The organism is Kitasatospora gansuensis (assembly GCF_014203705.1).
Taxonomy (GTDB): domain Bacteria; phylum Actinomycetota; class Actinomycetes; order Streptomycetales; family Streptomycetaceae; genus Kitasatospora; species Kitasatospora gansuensis.
The window spans coordinates 2,833,341-2,848,615 of record NZ_JACHJR010000001.1 but is presented as its reverse complement, the minus strand read 5'-3'; the positions used below and the strand labels follow the sequence as shown (position 1 = coordinate 2,848,615).

At 72.1% G+C, this 15,275-nt stretch carries 14 protein-coding genes; 8 read left to right on the top strand and 6 right to left on the bottom strand.

Annotated features, from left to right (window positions below):
* Position 1: 1 nt before the first annotated feature.
* The 4 genes from F4556_RS12495 to F4556_RS12480 all read left to right on the top strand — a co-directional run bounded on the left by F4556_RS12495 (position 2) and on the right by F4556_RS12480 (position 3,977).
* Positions 2-964, top strand: coding sequence for an amino acid ABC transporter permease (locus F4556_RS12495; RefSeq protein ID WP_184914330.1), 963 nt, complete (start codon positions 2-4; stop codon positions 962-964).
* Positions 965-975: 11 nt separating this feature from the next.
* On the top strand, positions 976-1,728 hold the full coding sequence (locus F4556_RS12490) for an amino acid ABC transporter ATP-binding protein (RefSeq protein WP_184924538.1): 753 nt from the start codon (positions 976-978) through the stop codon (positions 1,726-1,728).
* A 25-nt stretch (positions 1,729-1,753) separates the two neighbouring features.
* Positions 1,754-2,737, top strand: a complete 984-nt coding sequence (locus F4556_RS12485) for an ABC transporter substrate-binding protein (RefSeq protein WP_184914329.1) — start codon at positions 1,754-1,756, stop codon at positions 2,735-2,737.
* Positions 2,738-2,813: 76 nt separating this feature from the next.
* A complete protein-coding gene (locus F4556_RS12480; RefSeq protein ID WP_184914327.1) occupies positions 2,814-3,977 on the top strand; it encodes a serine/threonine-protein kinase in 1,164 nt (387 codons plus the stop codon).
* On the opposite strand, the gene F4556_RS12475 is transcribed toward F4556_RS12480, so the two are convergent.
* The 5 genes from F4556_RS12475 to F4556_RS38130 are packed head-to-tail and all read right to left on the bottom strand — an operon-like array spanning position 3,946 to position 9,008.
* On the bottom strand, positions 3,946-4,857 hold the full coding sequence (locus F4556_RS12475; RefSeq protein WP_184914325.1) for an STM4011 family radical SAM protein: 912 nt from the start codon (positions 4,855-4,857) through the stop codon (positions 3,946-3,948). The two genes, F4556_RS12480 and F4556_RS12475, sit on opposite strands and share 32 nt — an antisense overlap.
* The gene (locus tag F4556_RS12470) at positions 4,854-6,152 is read right to left on the bottom strand and encodes an STM4012 family radical SAM protein (protein ID WP_184914323.1); all 1,299 of its coding nucleotides are present in this window, start codon (positions 6,150-6,152) and stop codon (positions 4,854-4,856) included. The genes F4556_RS12475 and F4556_RS12470 overlap by 4 nt, the downstream gene beginning before the upstream one ends.
* Entirely contained in the window at positions 6,149-6,982 is an 834-nt protein-coding gene (locus F4556_RS12465; protein ID WP_184924536.1) for an STM4013/SEN3800 family hydrolase, read from the bottom strand. The genes F4556_RS12470 and F4556_RS12465 overlap by 4 nt, the downstream gene beginning before the upstream one ends.
* 14 nt (positions 6,983-6,996) lie before the next feature.
* Positions 6,997-8,067, bottom strand: coding sequence for an STM4014 family protein (locus F4556_RS12460; protein ID WP_313068281.1), 1,071 nt, complete (start codon positions 8,065-8,067; stop codon positions 6,997-6,999).
* Positions 8,064-9,008 (bottom strand): STM4015 family protein, encoded by a 945-nt coding sequence (locus F4556_RS38130; RefSeq protein WP_246511005.1) that lies wholly within the window; start codon positions 9,006-9,008, stop codon positions 8,064-8,066. The genes F4556_RS12460 and F4556_RS38130 overlap by 4 nt, the downstream gene beginning before the upstream one ends.
* A 223-nt stretch (positions 9,009-9,231) precedes the next feature.
* Between F4556_RS38130 and F4556_RS12455 the strand changes: the two genes are divergently transcribed.
* On the top strand, positions 9,232-10,083 hold the full coding sequence (locus tag F4556_RS12455) for a fumarylacetoacetate hydrolase family protein (RefSeq protein WP_184914321.1): 852 nt from the start codon (positions 9,232-9,234) through the stop codon (positions 10,081-10,083).
* Between the two features lie 152 nt (positions 10,084-10,235).
* On the opposite strand, the gene F4556_RS12450 is transcribed toward F4556_RS12455, so the two are convergent.
* Complete coding sequence (locus F4556_RS12450; protein WP_184914319.1) at positions 10,236-10,970, bottom strand: TetR/AcrR family transcriptional regulator; 735 nt, start codon at positions 10,968-10,970, stop codon at positions 10,236-10,238.
* Between the two features lie 117 nt (positions 10,971-11,087).
* Between F4556_RS12450 and F4556_RS12445 the strand changes: the two genes are divergently transcribed.
* The 3 genes from F4556_RS12445 (at position 11,088) to F4556_RS12435 (ending at position 15,203) form a co-directional block, all read left to right on the top strand.
* Complete coding sequence (locus tag F4556_RS12445; protein ID WP_184914317.1) at positions 11,088-11,783, top strand: rhomboid-like protein; 696 nt, start codon at positions 11,088-11,090, stop codon at positions 11,781-11,783.
* Between the two features lie 92 nt (positions 11,784-11,875).
* Positions 11,876-13,591 carry a DUF885 domain-containing protein gene (locus F4556_RS12440; RefSeq protein ID WP_184914315.1) on the top strand — a complete coding sequence of 572 codons (1,716 nt, stop codon included), beginning with the start codon at positions 11,876-11,878 and terminating at the stop codon, positions 13,589-13,591.
* Positions 13,592-13,712: 121 nt separating this feature from the next.
* Positions 13,713-15,203: an MFS transporter gene (locus F4556_RS12435; RefSeq protein WP_313068280.1), complete on the top strand. Its 1,491-nt coding sequence runs from the start codon at positions 13,713-13,715 to the stop codon at positions 15,201-15,203.
* The last annotated feature ends 72 nt before the right edge of the window (positions 15,204-15,275 follow it).

Below are 15,275 nucleotides of genomic sequence, written 5' to 3'. Positions count from 1 at the left end.
CATGACTACCCTCGCCACCGAGAGACCCACAGTCACCGAGCCGGACCCGTCCACGCTGCCGGTGGTCCCGGCCCGGCACCCCTGGCGCTGGCTGGCCGGGGCGGCCGCGGTCGTGGTGGTCGCCCAGTTCGTGCACGGGCTGGCCACCAACCCGGGCTGGGACTGGGCCACCTTCCGGGCCTTCCTGACCACCGAGACCATCCTGCGCTCGGTCGGGGTCACCCTCCAACTCACGCTGTACGGAACGGTGCTGGGCTTCGCGGTCGGTGCGGTGGTGGCCTTCCTGCGGCTCTCCAGGAGCCCGATCCTGCAGACCATCGCCTGGGTCTACGTCTGGGCCTTCCGGTCGATCCCGCTGATCGTCCAGCTGGTCTTCTGGTTCAACCTGTCCTACCTCTACAAGCGCTTCGGCATCGGCATCCCGTTCGGTCCGACGGTGCTGAGCTTCGAGACCATGGACCTGCTCGGCGCGCTCGGCGCCGCCGTGATCGGGCTGGCGCTGCACCAGGCCGCGTACGCCGCCGAGATCATCCGGGCCGGGGTGATCTCGGTGGACGCCGGTCAGCTGGAGGCCGCCGCCGCGCTCGGCATCCCCCGGCTGCGGCAGATCCGCCGGATCGTGCTGCCGCAGGCGATGCGCTCGATCCTGCCGAACGCGGGCAACGAGGTGATCTCGCTGTTCAAGGGCTCCTCGATCGTCTACGTGATGGCGATCGGCGAACTCTTCTACCAGGTCCAAGTGATCTACGGCCGGACCGGCCGGGTGGTGCCGCTGCTCATGGTGGCCACCGTCTGGTACGTGGTGCTGACCACGCTGCTCTCGTTCGGCCAGTACTACCTGGAGCGGTACTTCGCCCGCGGCTCGCAGCGCACCCCGCCGCCGACCCCGTTGCAGCGGGCCCGCGCCTTCGTCCGGCAGATCCAGGACACCCGACTCACCGCGCCCACAGGAGGCACCAGTTGACCGGCACGACGATGGTGGACGTCCGGGGTCTGCACAAGAGCTTCGGCAAGCTGGAGGTGCTGCGCGGAGTGGACCTCCAAGTCGCCGCCGGCTCGGTGACGGTGGTGCTCGGCCCGTCCGGCTCCGGCAAGTCCACCCTGCTGCGGGCCATCAACCACCTGGAGAAGCTCGACCGGGGCTACGTCTCGATCGACGGCGAGCTGATCGGCTACCGCCGCTCCGGCGGCAAGCTGTACGAGCTGAAGGAGCGTGAGGTGCTGCGCCAGCGCACCCACATCGGCTTCGTCTTCCAGAACTTCAACCTGTTCCCGCACCTGACCGTGCTGGAGAACGTCACCGAGGCGCCGATCAGCGCCCTGCGCCGCCCGAAGGCGCAGGCCAGGGCGCAGGCACTGGACCTGCTGGCCAGGGTCGGCCTGGCGGACAAGGCGGAGGTCTACCCGAGGCAGCTCTCCGGCGGCCAGCAGCAGCGGGTGGCGATCGCCCGGGCGCTGGCGCTGGAGCCCAAGGTGCTGCTGTTCGACGAGCCGACCTCGGCGCTCGACCCGGAGCTGGTCGGCGAGGTCCTGGACGTCATCAAGGACCTGGCCCGCTCCGGCACCACGATGATCGTGGTCACCCACGAGATCGGCTTCGCCCGCGAGGTGGCCGACACGGTGGTCTTCATGGACGACGGCGTGGTGGTCGAACAGGGGCCGCCGAACGCCGTGCTGGACGCGCCGCGGCACGAGCGCACCCGCGCCTTCCTCTCCAAAGTTCTCTGACCCTCCTCACCACTGGAGCAACGCCATGTCCCTACCCCGTCGTGCCCTGGTCGCCGCCGCTGCCGGTCTGACCGCCACCCTGCTGCTCACCGCCTGCGGCGGGGAGGCCGCCGCCGACCTGAGCGCGGGGAAGGGCAACACCGCGCCGGACGGGACCAAGGTGAACCTGACGCCCGATCAGAAGCGGGTGACCACCGCCAAGGTGGACGCGCTCGCCGCCCTGGTCCCGGAGGAGGTCCGCAAGCGCGGCACGCTGCGGGTGGTCGACTCGCTCGGCACCGTCCCGCCGCTGGACTTCTACGCCGACGACAACAGGACGATCATCGGCGCCGAGCCGGACATCGCCTACCTGGTCGGCGACGTGCTCGGCCTCAAGGTCGAGCTCAACCCGGTCTCCTGGGAGAACATCTTCGTCGGTCTCGACGCCGGCAAGTACGACGTGGGGTTCTCCAACATCACCGTGACCGAGGCCCGCAAGGAGAAGTACGACTTCGCCACCTACCGGCTGGACATCCTCGGCTTCGAGGCGAAGAAGGGCGGCAGCTGGAAGGTCGCCGGACCCAAGGACGTGGCCGGGCACACCATCTCGGTCGCCTCCGGCACCAACCAGGAGAAGCTGCTGATCGCCTGGAACGAGGAGAACCTGAAGAACGGTCTGAAGCCGGTCGACATCAAGTACTTCCAGAACTCCTCGGACTACTACCTGGCGCTCGGCTCGGGCCGGATCGACGCCCACCTCGGCCCCAACCCGACCGCCGCCTTCCACGCCGCGCAGACCGGCGAGACCGAGATCATCGGCACCTACTCGGGCGCCGGCGCGGAGGTGCTCGGCAAGATCGCGGCCACCACCAAGAAGGACAACGGCCTGGTCAAGGCGCTGAACGAGGCGCTCAACACGATCGTCAAGAACGGGACGTACGGTCAGGTGCTCAAGCGCTGGGGGCTGGAGAACGAGGCCGTCCAGACCTCCGAGCTGAACCCGCCCGGCCTGCCGAAGCCCAAGGCGTAGCCCGCCGTTCCCCTCCAGGTCGCCGCCGTGTGGTGAACTCTCACCGACACGGGGCGACTTGGGGGGAGCGGGGCGGATGCGGGCCGGGGACATACTGGACGGCAAGTACGAGTTGGTCGCGGAGATCGGCCGGGGTGGCTTCGGGGTGGTCTGGCGATCCGTCGACACCCGGCTCGGCCGGGAGATCGCGGTCAAGGTGATCTCCGACTCGGCCGAGCTCGGCGCCGGGGACATCGCCCGGTTCAGACACGAGGCGCGCGCGGTGGCCAAGCTGAACCACCCGCACATCGTCACCCTGCACGACATCGGCGAGACCGCGACCGGCAGCCCGTACCTGGTGATGGAGCTGGTGCAGGGCCGCTCGCTGGCGGCCGTGGTCAAGCAGGCCAGGCCCGGACTGCCGCAGGTGCTGGACTGGATGGGCCAGGTCTGCGTGGCGCTGGCCGCCGCCCACCGGGCCGACGTGGTGCACCGGGACATCAAGCCCGAGAACATCATGATCACCGACACCGGCAGCGCCAAGGTGCTGGACTTCGGCATCGCCCGGCTGGACGGCCGCCCGGGCGGCCTGACCACCATCGGGACGGTGATCGGCAGCCCGATCTACCTGGCACCCGAGCGCTGGGCGGACGGGCCGCTGGACGGCCGGGTCGACCTGTACGCGGTCGGCTGCATGCTGTACGAACTGGCCGTCGGGCAGCGGCCGTTCAACGCCGGGACGGTGGTCGGCCTGATGCGCCAGCACGTCGACGTCGAACCCCCGAGACCCCGTCAGCTCGCCCCGGAGCTGCCGCTGCTGCTGGAGCGGCTGATCCTCGACCTGCTCGCCAAGGACCCGGCCGACCGCCCCGCCGACGGGCTCGAGGTGGCCCGTCGGCTGGCCGAGGTCCGGCCCGGCCGGGCCGCCGAACTCCGGGCCCTGGCCGACAACGCCTGGGCCCTCGGCGCGGCCGGCTCACCCGCCGAGGCGGCCCGCCGACTCTGGTCGCTGATCGGCGAGTTCGCCCGCGAGTGCGGCCCCGACGACCCGCGCACCCTGCGGACCTGCCACGACCTGGCGCTCTGGTTCGCCGCCGACGGACGGGTGCCCGAGGCGGTCGGCCTGCTCGGTGAGCTGCTCGCCACCGGCCTCGGCGGCCGGCAGGCCGAGGACGCCGCCCGTGACCTGGCCCGGCTGACCGCGCAGCTGCCGCCCAGGACCGCCCCGGTCACCGGCCAGCTGGCGCTGCTGGTCGGCTGATGCCGTCCAGTCCGTACGGGATGCGCTCCAGCACGCCGTCCGTGAAGACCTCGTACAGCGGCAGCGTCTCCAGGTGCACGTACCCGATGTGGCAGTCGCAGACCGGCAGCGGACAGGGCCGCTCGGCCAGCCCGGCTCGGTAGGAGCCGTCGTAGATGTTGCCGAGCGGGGCCCGGACGAAGTGGCAGCGCTGGACCGAGCCGTCGCCGAAGACCGAGATCACCGAGGAGCCCGTCCGGCAGCGGCGGCCCTCGCTCGGGTGCGGCTCGCGGCTCCAGCCGAACAGCGGGTCCAGCGCCGTCCAGTCGGCGGCCTCGGCGTCGGTGTAGCTGCGGCCCTCGGCGGCGTTGATCCAGAGGTAGACCTCGGGGCGCAGCGCGGCGCGGAACTCCCGTGCCGCCGCCAGGTGTTCGGGCTGCCCGACCACGCCGACGCTGTACCGGACGCCGAGCGCGTCCAGCTCCCGGCACTTGGTCAGCAGCCGGTCCTGGGCGACCTGGCCCGGGTGGTAGGTCACCCAGAGCGCCAGGCTCGCCGGGTCGCCCTCGGCCAGCCAGCCGGTGCGGCAGCTCAGGTTGGTCTGGATCGCCACCCGGCGGACGTTCGGCAGCAGGCTGAGGCGCACCATCGCCCGGCGGTACCAGGACCGCACCAGCCCCTCGCCCCAGGGCGTGAACAGCACCGAGACGGCGGGCTGTTCGGCCACCCAGTCGCAGAACCGCTCCAGCGCGGCGCGGTCCTCCCGCAGGGTGGCCGGGCTGTCCCGGCGCTTGGCGAACGGGCAGTACGGGCAGTCGTAGTCGCAGGAGGCCAGCGGACCCCGGTAGAGGACGGTCAACTCCGGGGCTCCGGCGCCGGGGAGGCCGAGGAAGGTGCTCATCGGGCCTGGTGTCCGGCCATCCGGTCCCGCACGGCGGCGGAGAACAGTGCCGGGCCGACCGCGTCCGACCACGCCAGCCCCTCGGCCGACAGCGCCAGCCTGCCGGGGTCGTCGGCCAGCCAGCCGCGCTCGGCGAAGCCGGTCAGCTCGGCGGGGAAGTCCTCGGCCGGAGTGGAGTCGAACCGGCGCCGGTAGTCGGCGAGTTCGAGCCCGTCGGCCTGGAGCAGGGACTGCAGCAGGTGCCGTCGGCGGGCCTCGTCCCGGTCCATCGGCCAGCCCCGCTCGGCATGCCCGAAGTCGGTGGTGGCCACGTAGTCGTCGATGATGCCGCGCACCTCGGTGGCGTTCACCGCGTAGTCGAAGGAGTAGTGCAGCCCGGCGGTGTACGAGCGGGCGCCGCAGCCCAGGCCGACCATGCCGTCGGTCTGGCAGCTGTACTCGCCCGCCACCTCGGCGGTCGCGTCGGCCCGGCGGAACATCCGCATCGACACCTGCCGGTACCCGTTCGCCAGCAGGTGGTCCCGACCCGAGCGGTACAGCGCCAGCCGCTGGGCGTCCCAGTCCTGGGGTGTGGACCGGCGGGCCAGCCCGGTCAACGGCCGGACGTAGAGCGGGTAGAGGTAGAGCTCCTCGGGCCGCCAGGCGAGCGCCGCGTCGAGCGAGCGCAGCCAGCTGACCCCGGTCTGCCCGTCGATGCCGTAGATCAGGTCGATGTTCAGCACCGGGAACCCGGCCGCCCTGATCCGGCCGAGCGCCGCCTCCACCGCCCCCCGCTTCTGCGGGCGGACAGCCGACTTGGCCTCCTCGTCCAGGAAGGACTGCACCCCGAGGCTGAGCCGGGTGGTGCCCCGGTCCGCCAGCACCTCGAGCCGGTCGGCGGTGGCGGTGTCCGGGGAGGCCTCGACCGAGAGCGGCACGGCCCGCAGGTCCACCCCCATCCGCTGCTCCGTCAGATCGCAGAGCCGCTCCAGCTCCCGCGCCGTCAGATAGGTCGGCGTGCCACCGCCGAACGCCGCCACCGCGAACCTGGCCCCCTCGTCCAGCGCCGCCCGGACGGCGACGGCCTGCCGCTCCAGCGCGTCCAGGTAGGCGGTGGTCAGCCCGTCCGGGCTGCCGATCCGGGTGAACAGGTTGCAGAAACCGCAGCGCACCTCGCAGAACGGGATGTGCAGATAGAGCGAGAGCGCGTCCTGCGGCTCGCCCGCCCAGAGCTCGCGCAGCGGCGGCCGGGGTGCCAGCGGCCGGTACGCGGTCTTGTGCGGGTAGGCGTAGACGTAGGACTGATAGGGCCTCATGCGGGGCTCCGATGGCTCTGGTGGCTGCCGGTCGGCAGGGTGAAGTGCGCGTACGGGACCGTCCAGACCACCTCGTGGCCGATCCGGTGCCCGGTGTAGCCGTCCTCGCCGTAGGCGGTGCCGTGGTCGGAGCAGACGATCGCGAAGCAGGGCCGACGGCGGCTCATCGCCGCGAACAGCCGCCCGATGTGCGCGTCCACGTACTCCAGCGCGGCGGCGTGACTGGCCCGGGTGTCCCCGTCGGCCCGGGTGGCGCCCGGCAGGTGGAACCAGTTCGGCTGGTGCAGCGCGGAGACGTTCAGCAGCAGGAACAGCGGCTGCCCGGGCGGCTGTTCGGCCGTCACCTGCTCGACGCAGGCCACCTGCGCCTCGAAGGAGGTCGGCGAGGGGACGCCGAACTCCGGCTCCCAGTAGCTCTGCTGGAACATCCCGGGCAGCACCGAGCCGAGCGGGCCCTGCTTGTTGAAGAACCCCACCCCGCCGACGCAGACCGTCCGGTACCCGGCCGCCGCCAGGGCGGAGGGCAGATCGGGGGTGTCGAAGACCCAGGTCCGCGCCTCGGTGGTCTCCGAGCCGCCGAACCGGGCCGCGAACAGCCTCGGGTGCGGCCCGTCCGGCGTGGCCGGGGTGGGCAGGAACCCGGCCAGGATCGCCTGGTGAGCGGCGTACGTGAAGCTGCCGGGGGAGTGCCGGCGCTCCCATCGGCCGCCCGGCAGGACGGCGGCGAGGTTGGGCAGCCGCCCGGCTGCCGCCAACTCCTCGGCCACGTCGAAGCGGAGGGTGTCCAGGGTGACCAGCAGCAGGTCGTGGCTGCCGACTATCTGACGCATGTCGGGGATCGCGGTCATCGTTCCGTTCCGAGCAGGGCTTGGACCTGTGCGCCGTAGGTGTCCAGGCCGGCGGCCGGGCCCTCGGGCAGGCCGGGGAGGTTGGGGAGCAGGTCGCCGAAGGCGTTCACCTCGCCCACGTACCAGCGGCGCCAGTTGGCACCGGGCAGCACGTCGATGCCCACCATCGGGGAGCCGGGGAAGCAGGCGGCGACCCGCTCGCCCAGCTCCAGCAGCCCGGCCCAGTGCGGGCCGGCCGCCGCCCTGACCAGGGCCAACTCGCCTCTGGCGCCTCCGAGGTGAAGATTGGTCAGCGGCCCGGCGCTGGTCCGGACCACCGCGTGGGTGACCCGGCCGTGCACCGCGACCACCCGCAGGTCGGCCGACCGGCCGCGCTGGGACGCCTTCGGTATCCACTGCTCGACGTGCAGCCCGTCGGGGGCCAGCGCGTCCACGACGGCGGCGATCTCCGGCTCGGTGGTGTAGCTGCGGACCCGGAGCGAGTTGTGCAGGCCGGTGGGGGTCAGCTCGACCGACGTGGTCGCCCTGAGCCTGCCGCCCGGGCCGAACTCCAGCGCCAGCACCCCGGCGGCGGAGGAGGCGTGGGCGGGCTTCACGAACACCCGCCGGAGCCCGGCCCCGGCCAGCTGTGCCCGCAACTCCGCCCAGTCGCCCACCGGTTGGCCGAGCGCCCGCGGTACGGGGAGACCGGCGGCGGCCAGCCGGGCGTGGGTCCGGCGTTTGTCGAACAGCACCGCGGTCTCCGCCGGATCGGCCAACAGCCGGGCGCCGGGGGCCCGTTCGGCCGCCGCCGTCAGGGTGGCCAGCCCGCCGAGCAGCCCGGCGTACCAGGCGGCCGAGCCCTCCACCCGGGTCGGCAGGCAGCCGGGCCCGCGCAGCATCGCGTCCACGGCCGGGTCCTCGCCGGGGGAGTCCACCCGGACCAGGGCACCGGCCGGGACGGTGACCTCGCCGCGCAGGACGTCCACCCAGGGCAGTACGGCGGGCGACGGCAGCCCGAACGACCGGACCGCCGCCGCGAACAGCTCGACCCGGCGGTGGCCCGGGTGGCCGACGACGGCGATCACTCGCCGTTCGCCACGTAACGCCAGTCGTCGTCGGGCTTCTCCTGGTCCGAGAGGTCCAGCTCGACCCCGGCCGCGCCCAGGGTGTCGCGCAGGCGCTGCTGCATCCCCTCGGTGAGGTAGTGGTGGTGCAGGTCGAGTCGGCGCAGGTGGGTCAGGCCGAGCAGGGCCTCCGCCCCGGTGTCGGTGAGGGTGCCGAGGGCCAGGCTGACGCTCTCCAGCTGCCTGACCACGGCTGATCCGGCCACCGCGGCGGCCAGCTCGTCCTGCAGCGCGCTGTTCTCCAGGCCGAGCCGGCGCAGCGCGGGCAGCCGCTCGCCGCTCAGTACAGGCGCCAGGTCGGCCACCCCGGCGTCGCCGCCGTACTCGTCCACGCCGAGCCACAGCTCCAGGCTCTCCAGCGCCGGGAAGTCGGACTCGCCGACGGCCCGGACCACCGCGACCGGCAGGCCGCCGGCCTCGAACCGCAGTGCGCGCAGGTTCTCGTGGCGCAGGGCCCGCAGGGCGAGCCCGCCCTTGCCGTCGTAGTCGGCGGAGGCACCGCGCACCACCAGCTCCTCCAGCGCGGGGAAGGACTCCAGCAAGGGGGTCACGTCGGCGAGCTGGAGCCAGGAGATCTCGCACTCCTCGAAGGTGACCTCACCGAGGAACAGCGCCCGCAGCCCGCCGAGCCGGTCGGCACTGCCGGTCAGCGCGGCGATGACGGGCTCGACCAGCTCGTACTCGTCCTCCCACCACGGCCCGATCACCAGCGCCCGGACCCGCTCGACCGGCACGGCCGCCAGGAACGACGCCCAGACTGCGGCGAAGTCGCTGCCGCCGTCGTACTCGACCTGCACCCGCCAGGCCACCGACTCCGGCGCGGGCAGCTCGGTGCCCTCCGCGCCCGGGAAGTCGAAGACGGGAAGACCGTGGAATTCCTCGATGTGCTCGCTGATCGCCATGGCGATCTGTCTATCAGTCCGACCCGACAACAGCTGACAGCCGGGGTGTCAACAGTGCGGGACGCTGATTCGGGCCTCCGGTGACTTGGATGAATTGATAGGAACTGGCCGAGCGGTAACCCCTGGTTGGCAGGCCCGAGCCGTTGATATACCTCGGATGCATAGGACGGGAGAGGTGTGCGGCCTCCTCGATGGCATGCGACGAACCAGGTGGTGATGGGCAGTGAAGCTCCTCCGTGTCGGCCCTCAGGGCGCCGAACGCCCCGTGGTGCTGGGTCAGGACGGCACCGCTTTCGACCTCTCCGGCCGGACCCCGGACATCGACGGGGCCTTCCTGGCCGGGCTCGACCCGGCCGAGCTGGCCCGGGCGGTGGCGGCCGGTGAACTCCCGGTGACCGACATCGCCGGGGAGCGGATCGGCGCGCCGGTGGTGCGACCGGGCAAGGTGGTCGGGATCGGTCTCAACTACCGGGACCACGCCGAGGAGGCGGGCGCCGCGATCCCGGCCGAGCCGGTGGTCTTCCTGAAGCCGAGCAACACCGTGGTCGGCCCGTACGACGAGGTGCTGATCCCGCGCGGCGGTGAGAAGACCGACTACGAGGTCGAGCTGGCCATCGTGATCGGGCGGACCGCCCGCTACCTGGAGAGCGAGGCCGAGGCGGTGGCGGTGATCGCCGGGTACGCCACGGTCAACGACGTGACCGAGCGGGCGTTCCAGTTCGAGCGCGGCGGGCAGTGGGACAAGGGCAAGTCCGCGGAGACCTTCACCCCGCTCGGGCCCTGGCTGGTGACCCCGGACGAGGCGGGCGACCCGCAGCGGCTGGAGCTCCGGCTCTGGGTCAACGGCGAACTCCGGCAGGACGGGCACACCGCGGAGATGATCTTCCCGGTGTACGAAGTGGTCCGCTACCTCAGCCAGTTCATGGTCCTCGAACCGGGCGACGTGATCGTCACCGGCACCCCCGCCGGCGTCACCCTCGGCCGCCCGGGCACCCCCTTCCTGCGACCCAACGACGTGGTCGAACTCGAGGTCGAGGGGCTCGGCCGCCAGCGGCAGGTCCTCGGCAAGGCCTGACCTCACCTCCGGGCATCAGTCACCAGGGGCTCGGGGAACGGCGACGCCGACCTCGTAAAAGATGATCCGTACGTAGCTGGTCAGGCACTTTCGCAGTGATACCCGCCAGCCACGAACCGTCGCCGTTCCCCGAGCCCCTGGTGGTGCTTCCGCTACTGCGTCAGCAGTCCCTGGAGCCGCGCCGCCAGCGCGGCGGCCCGCCCGTCGGGCCCCTCCTGCCGGAGCAGGCGGGTGAGGACCTCCGCCGTCTGGGGGTCGTGCAGGGCGGTGGCGGCGGTCATCACCACGAACTCGTCGAGCAGCCAGTCGCGCAGCGACTCGGGCGGGATCTGCCGGCCCTCGTCGAGCCAGCTGAGGGCGGAGGCCTCGACCACCGAGATCCAGGACCGGACCAGCAGCGTCAGTCGGGGCCCGGCGGCCTCCCGGACGCCGAGGTGACGGACCGTCCGGCGGAGCGCGGCCCGCCGGACCTCGTCCACGATCGCGCCGGTCCGGGCGGTCTCGACCACCGAGCCGCCGCGGAGCAGTGCGCCGTAGCCGGTGTGGTGCTCGGAGACGAAGTCGAAGTAGCGGTCCAGGACGGCCGAGAGCTGTTCGGTGGGGGTGCCGTCCGGCGGGACGGTGAACCGGCCGGCGAGCTCCTCGGCGGCGCTGCGCAGGGCGGCCTCGTACAGCTGCTGCTTGCCGGCGAAGTAGCGGTAGACCAGCGGGCGGGAGGCGCCGGCCGCCTCGGCCACGTCGTCCAGGCTCACCTCCTCCGGCGGGCGGGAGGCGAATAGCTCCAGGGCGACGGCGATCAGCTGCTCGCGCCGCTGTTGCACCGGAAGCCGCCGGTAGCCGGGGCGCCGGGCGGCCGGTTCGGACGAGGTCGTTGCGCTGACTGCCATGGCGGCCAGGGTAGCCGTCCGGTCGCCGATTGCCGCCGTGCTCGGCGGGTCCGCCCATTGAAACGGACATATCGGACCATCATGTGACCAGATGTCAGCAGGCACCCGGGAGCGCAGATGCAGGAGACCGTGCAGGAGCCGGCCGGCCCGAGCCCGGCGGTCAGGGCGTGGCGCGCGGTCCGGGACTACGTACGGGCGGCGCCGGGCACGTACTGCTGGCTGCTGTTGCTGGCCTTCACCAGCTTCGTGGTGGCCAGGATCGACCCGGCCAACCTGGACTGGTTCCTGGCCAAGCGCAGCACCAACATCGACCAGCTCCGGGAGCACCCCGTGCACGCGCTGCTGGCCAGCGCGATCTGGACCGAGCAGTCGGCGTTCCTGTTCTACTTCGTGATCTTCAACATCTTCCACGTCCCGGTCGAACGCTGGCTGGGCACCTGGCGCTGGCTCACGGTCGCGCTCACCGCCCACGTGCTGGCCACCTTCGTCAGCGAGGGCATCGTCGCCTGGGGAGTGGACGCGGGGCGGCTGCCGGAGAACCTGGCGAACACCGTGGACGTCGGCGTCAGCTACGCGCTGGCCGGGGTCGAGGGGGTGCTGACCTACCGGTTCGCCGGGCGCTGGCGCTGGCTCTACGGCGGCGGGCTGCTGTTCTTCTACCTGCTGCCGCTGATCACCTCGCACACCTTCACCGACCTCGGGCACTTCTGCTCGGTGCTGATCGGCCTGAGCTTCTACCGCTTCGCCCGGGGGCGTCCGACCTGGGACCCGCTGGCCGCCTGGCGGAGCAGGCCGTGGCGGCGCGCCGGCTGAGTGCGCCGGCTGAGCGCGTCGGCTGACGGTACATCGGCACAAGCCTAGGCAAAGGGGCTTGCAAACCCGGCCACCTGCGGAAGGATGGCCGAATGGTTGAAGCACTGATCAACTCCCCTGCCGACGGCACCACCCCCCGCCGTATCGCCGACGCGTACGTCCACTCGCTGGCCGAGCTCGACCCGCTGACCGCGGTCTACCTGGGCCTCGGTCCCGAGGACGACGACCGCCTGCCCGACCTCTCGCCGGCCGGCCAGGAGGCGGTGGCCGAGCTGGCCCGCCGCACCCTGGCGGAGCTGGACGCGGTGGAGGCCGCCGGGGGCGTGACGGACGACGCCGAGCGCCGCTGCGCCCGGCTGCTCCGCGAGCGGCTGACCGCCGAACTCGCCGTGCACGACGCGGGCGAGAACTTCCGGGCGGTCCGCAACCTCGGCTCGCCGCTGCACGGTGTGCGCGAGGTCTTCACCATGCTGCCCACCGAGACGCCGGAGCACTGGGCCCTGATCGGCCGCCGGATGGGCCGGCTGCCGGTCGCGGTGGCCCAGTACCGCGAGCTGCTCACCGAGGGCGTCGAGCGCGGCCTGCTCTCGGGCCCGCGCCAGGTGGTCACCGTGGTCGGCCAGATCGAGGAGTGGCTGACGGGCGATCAGCCGGGGGGCTGGTTCGGCGAGTTCGTCCAGGACGCGCCGGTGGAGCAGCGCGCCGAGCTGACCGCGATCGCGGTCACGGCGGCCGAGTCCTTCGCCGAGCTGCGGGACTGGCTGCGGGACGTCTACGGGGCGGCCGCCGCCGGCCGCCCCGACACCACCGGCCGGGAGCGGTACGCCCGCTGGGTGCGCTACTGGACCGGCTCCGACCTGGACCTGGACGAGGCGTACGGGTGGGCGTGGGAGCAGTTCCACGAGCTGGACGCGCAGATGCGGGCCGAGGCCGAGAAGGTGCTCCCGGGCAGCACGCCGATGGCGGCGATGGCCTGGCTGGAGAGCGACGGCCCGGCGATCAAGGGTGAGGAGAACGTCCGCACCTATCTGCAGGGCCTGATGGACACCGCGATGGCCGACCTGCAGGGCGTGCACTTCGACCTGGCCGAGCCGCTGCTCCGGGTGGAGTCCAGGATCGCCCCGAGCGGCAGCGCCGCGGCCCCCTACTACACCGCCCCCTCGCTGGACTTCTCCCGCCCGGGCCGGACCTGGCTGCCGCTGCTCGGCCGGGACAGCTTCCCGGTCTGGGACCTGGTCTCCACCTGGTACCACGAGGGCGTCCCCGGCCACCACCTCCAGCTGGCGCAGTGGACGTACGTGGCGGACAAGCTCTCCACCTACCAGGTCACCCTCGGCGGGGTCAGCGCCAACCTGGAGGGCTGGGCGCTGTACGCCGAGCGCCTGATGGACGAGCTGGGCTACCTGACCGACCCCGGGCACCGGCTCGGCTACCTGAACGCCCAGATGATGCGGGCGCTGCGGGTGATCGTGGACATCGGCATGCACGTCGGCCTGGAGTTCCCGGCCGACTCCCCGTACAAGCCCGGCGAGGCGATGCGGCCGGACGACGCCCGGGAGTTCTTCGGCCGGTACTGCGGGCTCTCGGTCGACTTCCTGGACAGCGAGCTGATCCGCTACCTCGGGCTGCCCGGCCAGGCGATCGGCTACAAGCTCGGCGAGCGGGCCTGGCTGCGCGGCCGGGCGGCGGCCCGGGCGGCAGCCGAGGCCAGGGGCGAGGCGTTCGACCAGAAGGCGTGGCACATGGCGGCGCTCTCGCAGGGGTCGCTGGGCCTGGACGACCTGGTCGAGGTGCTGGCCGCGCTCTGATTCGTCCAAATCTGGACATAAACCCTTAAATCGTCTTGCTTGTCGCCCTTCCGAGGGATCTCCTGGAGAGAGTGTTGCCCCAAACGGCTCTCCCGGAGATCTCTCGGAAGGCGGCAAAACGGTGTCCCAGCAAGCTGTTCCCGCAGACCAGACGGTGGATCCACGGCGTTGGTGGGCGCTGGCCGTGATCGCCATCGCCCAGCTGATGATCGTGCTGGACGCCACCATCGTGAACATCGCCCTCCCGTCCGCCCAGAAGGACCTGGGGATCTCGGACGCCAACCGGCAGTGGGTGATCACCGCCTACCTGCTGGCCTTCGGCGGCCTGCTGCTGCTCGGCGGCCGGATCGGCGACCTGTTCGGCCGCAAGCGCACCTTCACCGTCGGCCTGCTCGGCTTCGCGGTCGCCTCCGCGATCGGCGGGTTCGCCACCGAGGGCTGGATGCTGTTCGCGGCCCGCGCGCTCCAGGGCGCGTTCGGCGCGGTGCTCGCCCCCTCGGCCCTGTCGCTGCTCTCCAACACCTTCACCGACGCCAAGGAGCGGGCCACCGCCTTCGGCATCTTCGGCGCCATCGCGGGCGGCGGTGCCGCGATCGGGCTGATCTCCGGCGGGCTGCTCACCGAGTACCTGAACTGGCGCTGGTGCCTGTTCGTCAACATCCCGATCGCCCTCGGCGCCGCGACCGGCGCGTTCTACCTGCTCAAGCGCGACCACATCGAGAAGGGCCACCGGGTCAGGCTGGACCTGCCGGGTGCGCTGCTCGGCTGCGGCGGCCTGCTCGCCATCGTGTACGGCACCTCGCAGGCGACCGGCCGGGGCTGGGGCGACTGGCTGGTGATCGGCTGTCTGCTGCTCGGGGTGGCCCTGCTGGCGGCCTTCGCCCTGTTCGAGCGCCGGACCACCCACCCGCTGCTGCCGATGCACATCGTCGGCGACCGGAACCGGGGCGGCGCCGCGATCGCGGTCGGCATGGCGATGATCGGGATGTACGGCCTGTTCCTGTTCCTCACCTACTACCTGCAGGCGATCAAGGGCTACTCACCGGTGATGGCGGGCATCGCCTTCCTGCCGATGACGGCCGCGATCATCTTCAGCGCGACCGGCATCGCGGCCCGGCTGATGACCAGGCTGCCGTCCCGCAACCTGGTGGTTCCCGGCCTGCTGCTGGCGGCCGGCGGGATGGCCTGGCTGATCCAGATGAAGGTGGACAGCTCCTACGCGACCGTGGTGCTGCCCAGTGAGATCCTGCTCGGCCTCGGCATGGGCCTGGTCTTCATGCCGACCATGAGCCTGGCCACCCTCGGGGTGCCGCCGTACGAGACCGGCGCGGCCTCCGCCATCATCAACACCGCGCAGCAGGTGGGTGGTTCGATCGGTACCGCGCTGCTGAACACCATCGCGGCCAGCGCCACGGCCAGCTACCTGGTGACCCGGGACGCCGGCAGCCCGGCGGTCCAGTCGGTCGGGGCGGTGCACGGCTACGTGGTGGCGACCGTGGTGGCGATGGGCATTCTGCTGGCGGCGGCGGTGATCGCCTTCCTGATGATCGATCACAAGCCGAAGCCGGGGGAGGCGGAGTCCAGCGAGTCGACGGCGCACGCGCTGGCCTGAATCGGACTGCAATCCCTTGCGGAATCTTTCCGCAAGGGATTGCCCATGTTCCGGCACCCTGATTGACTCCGG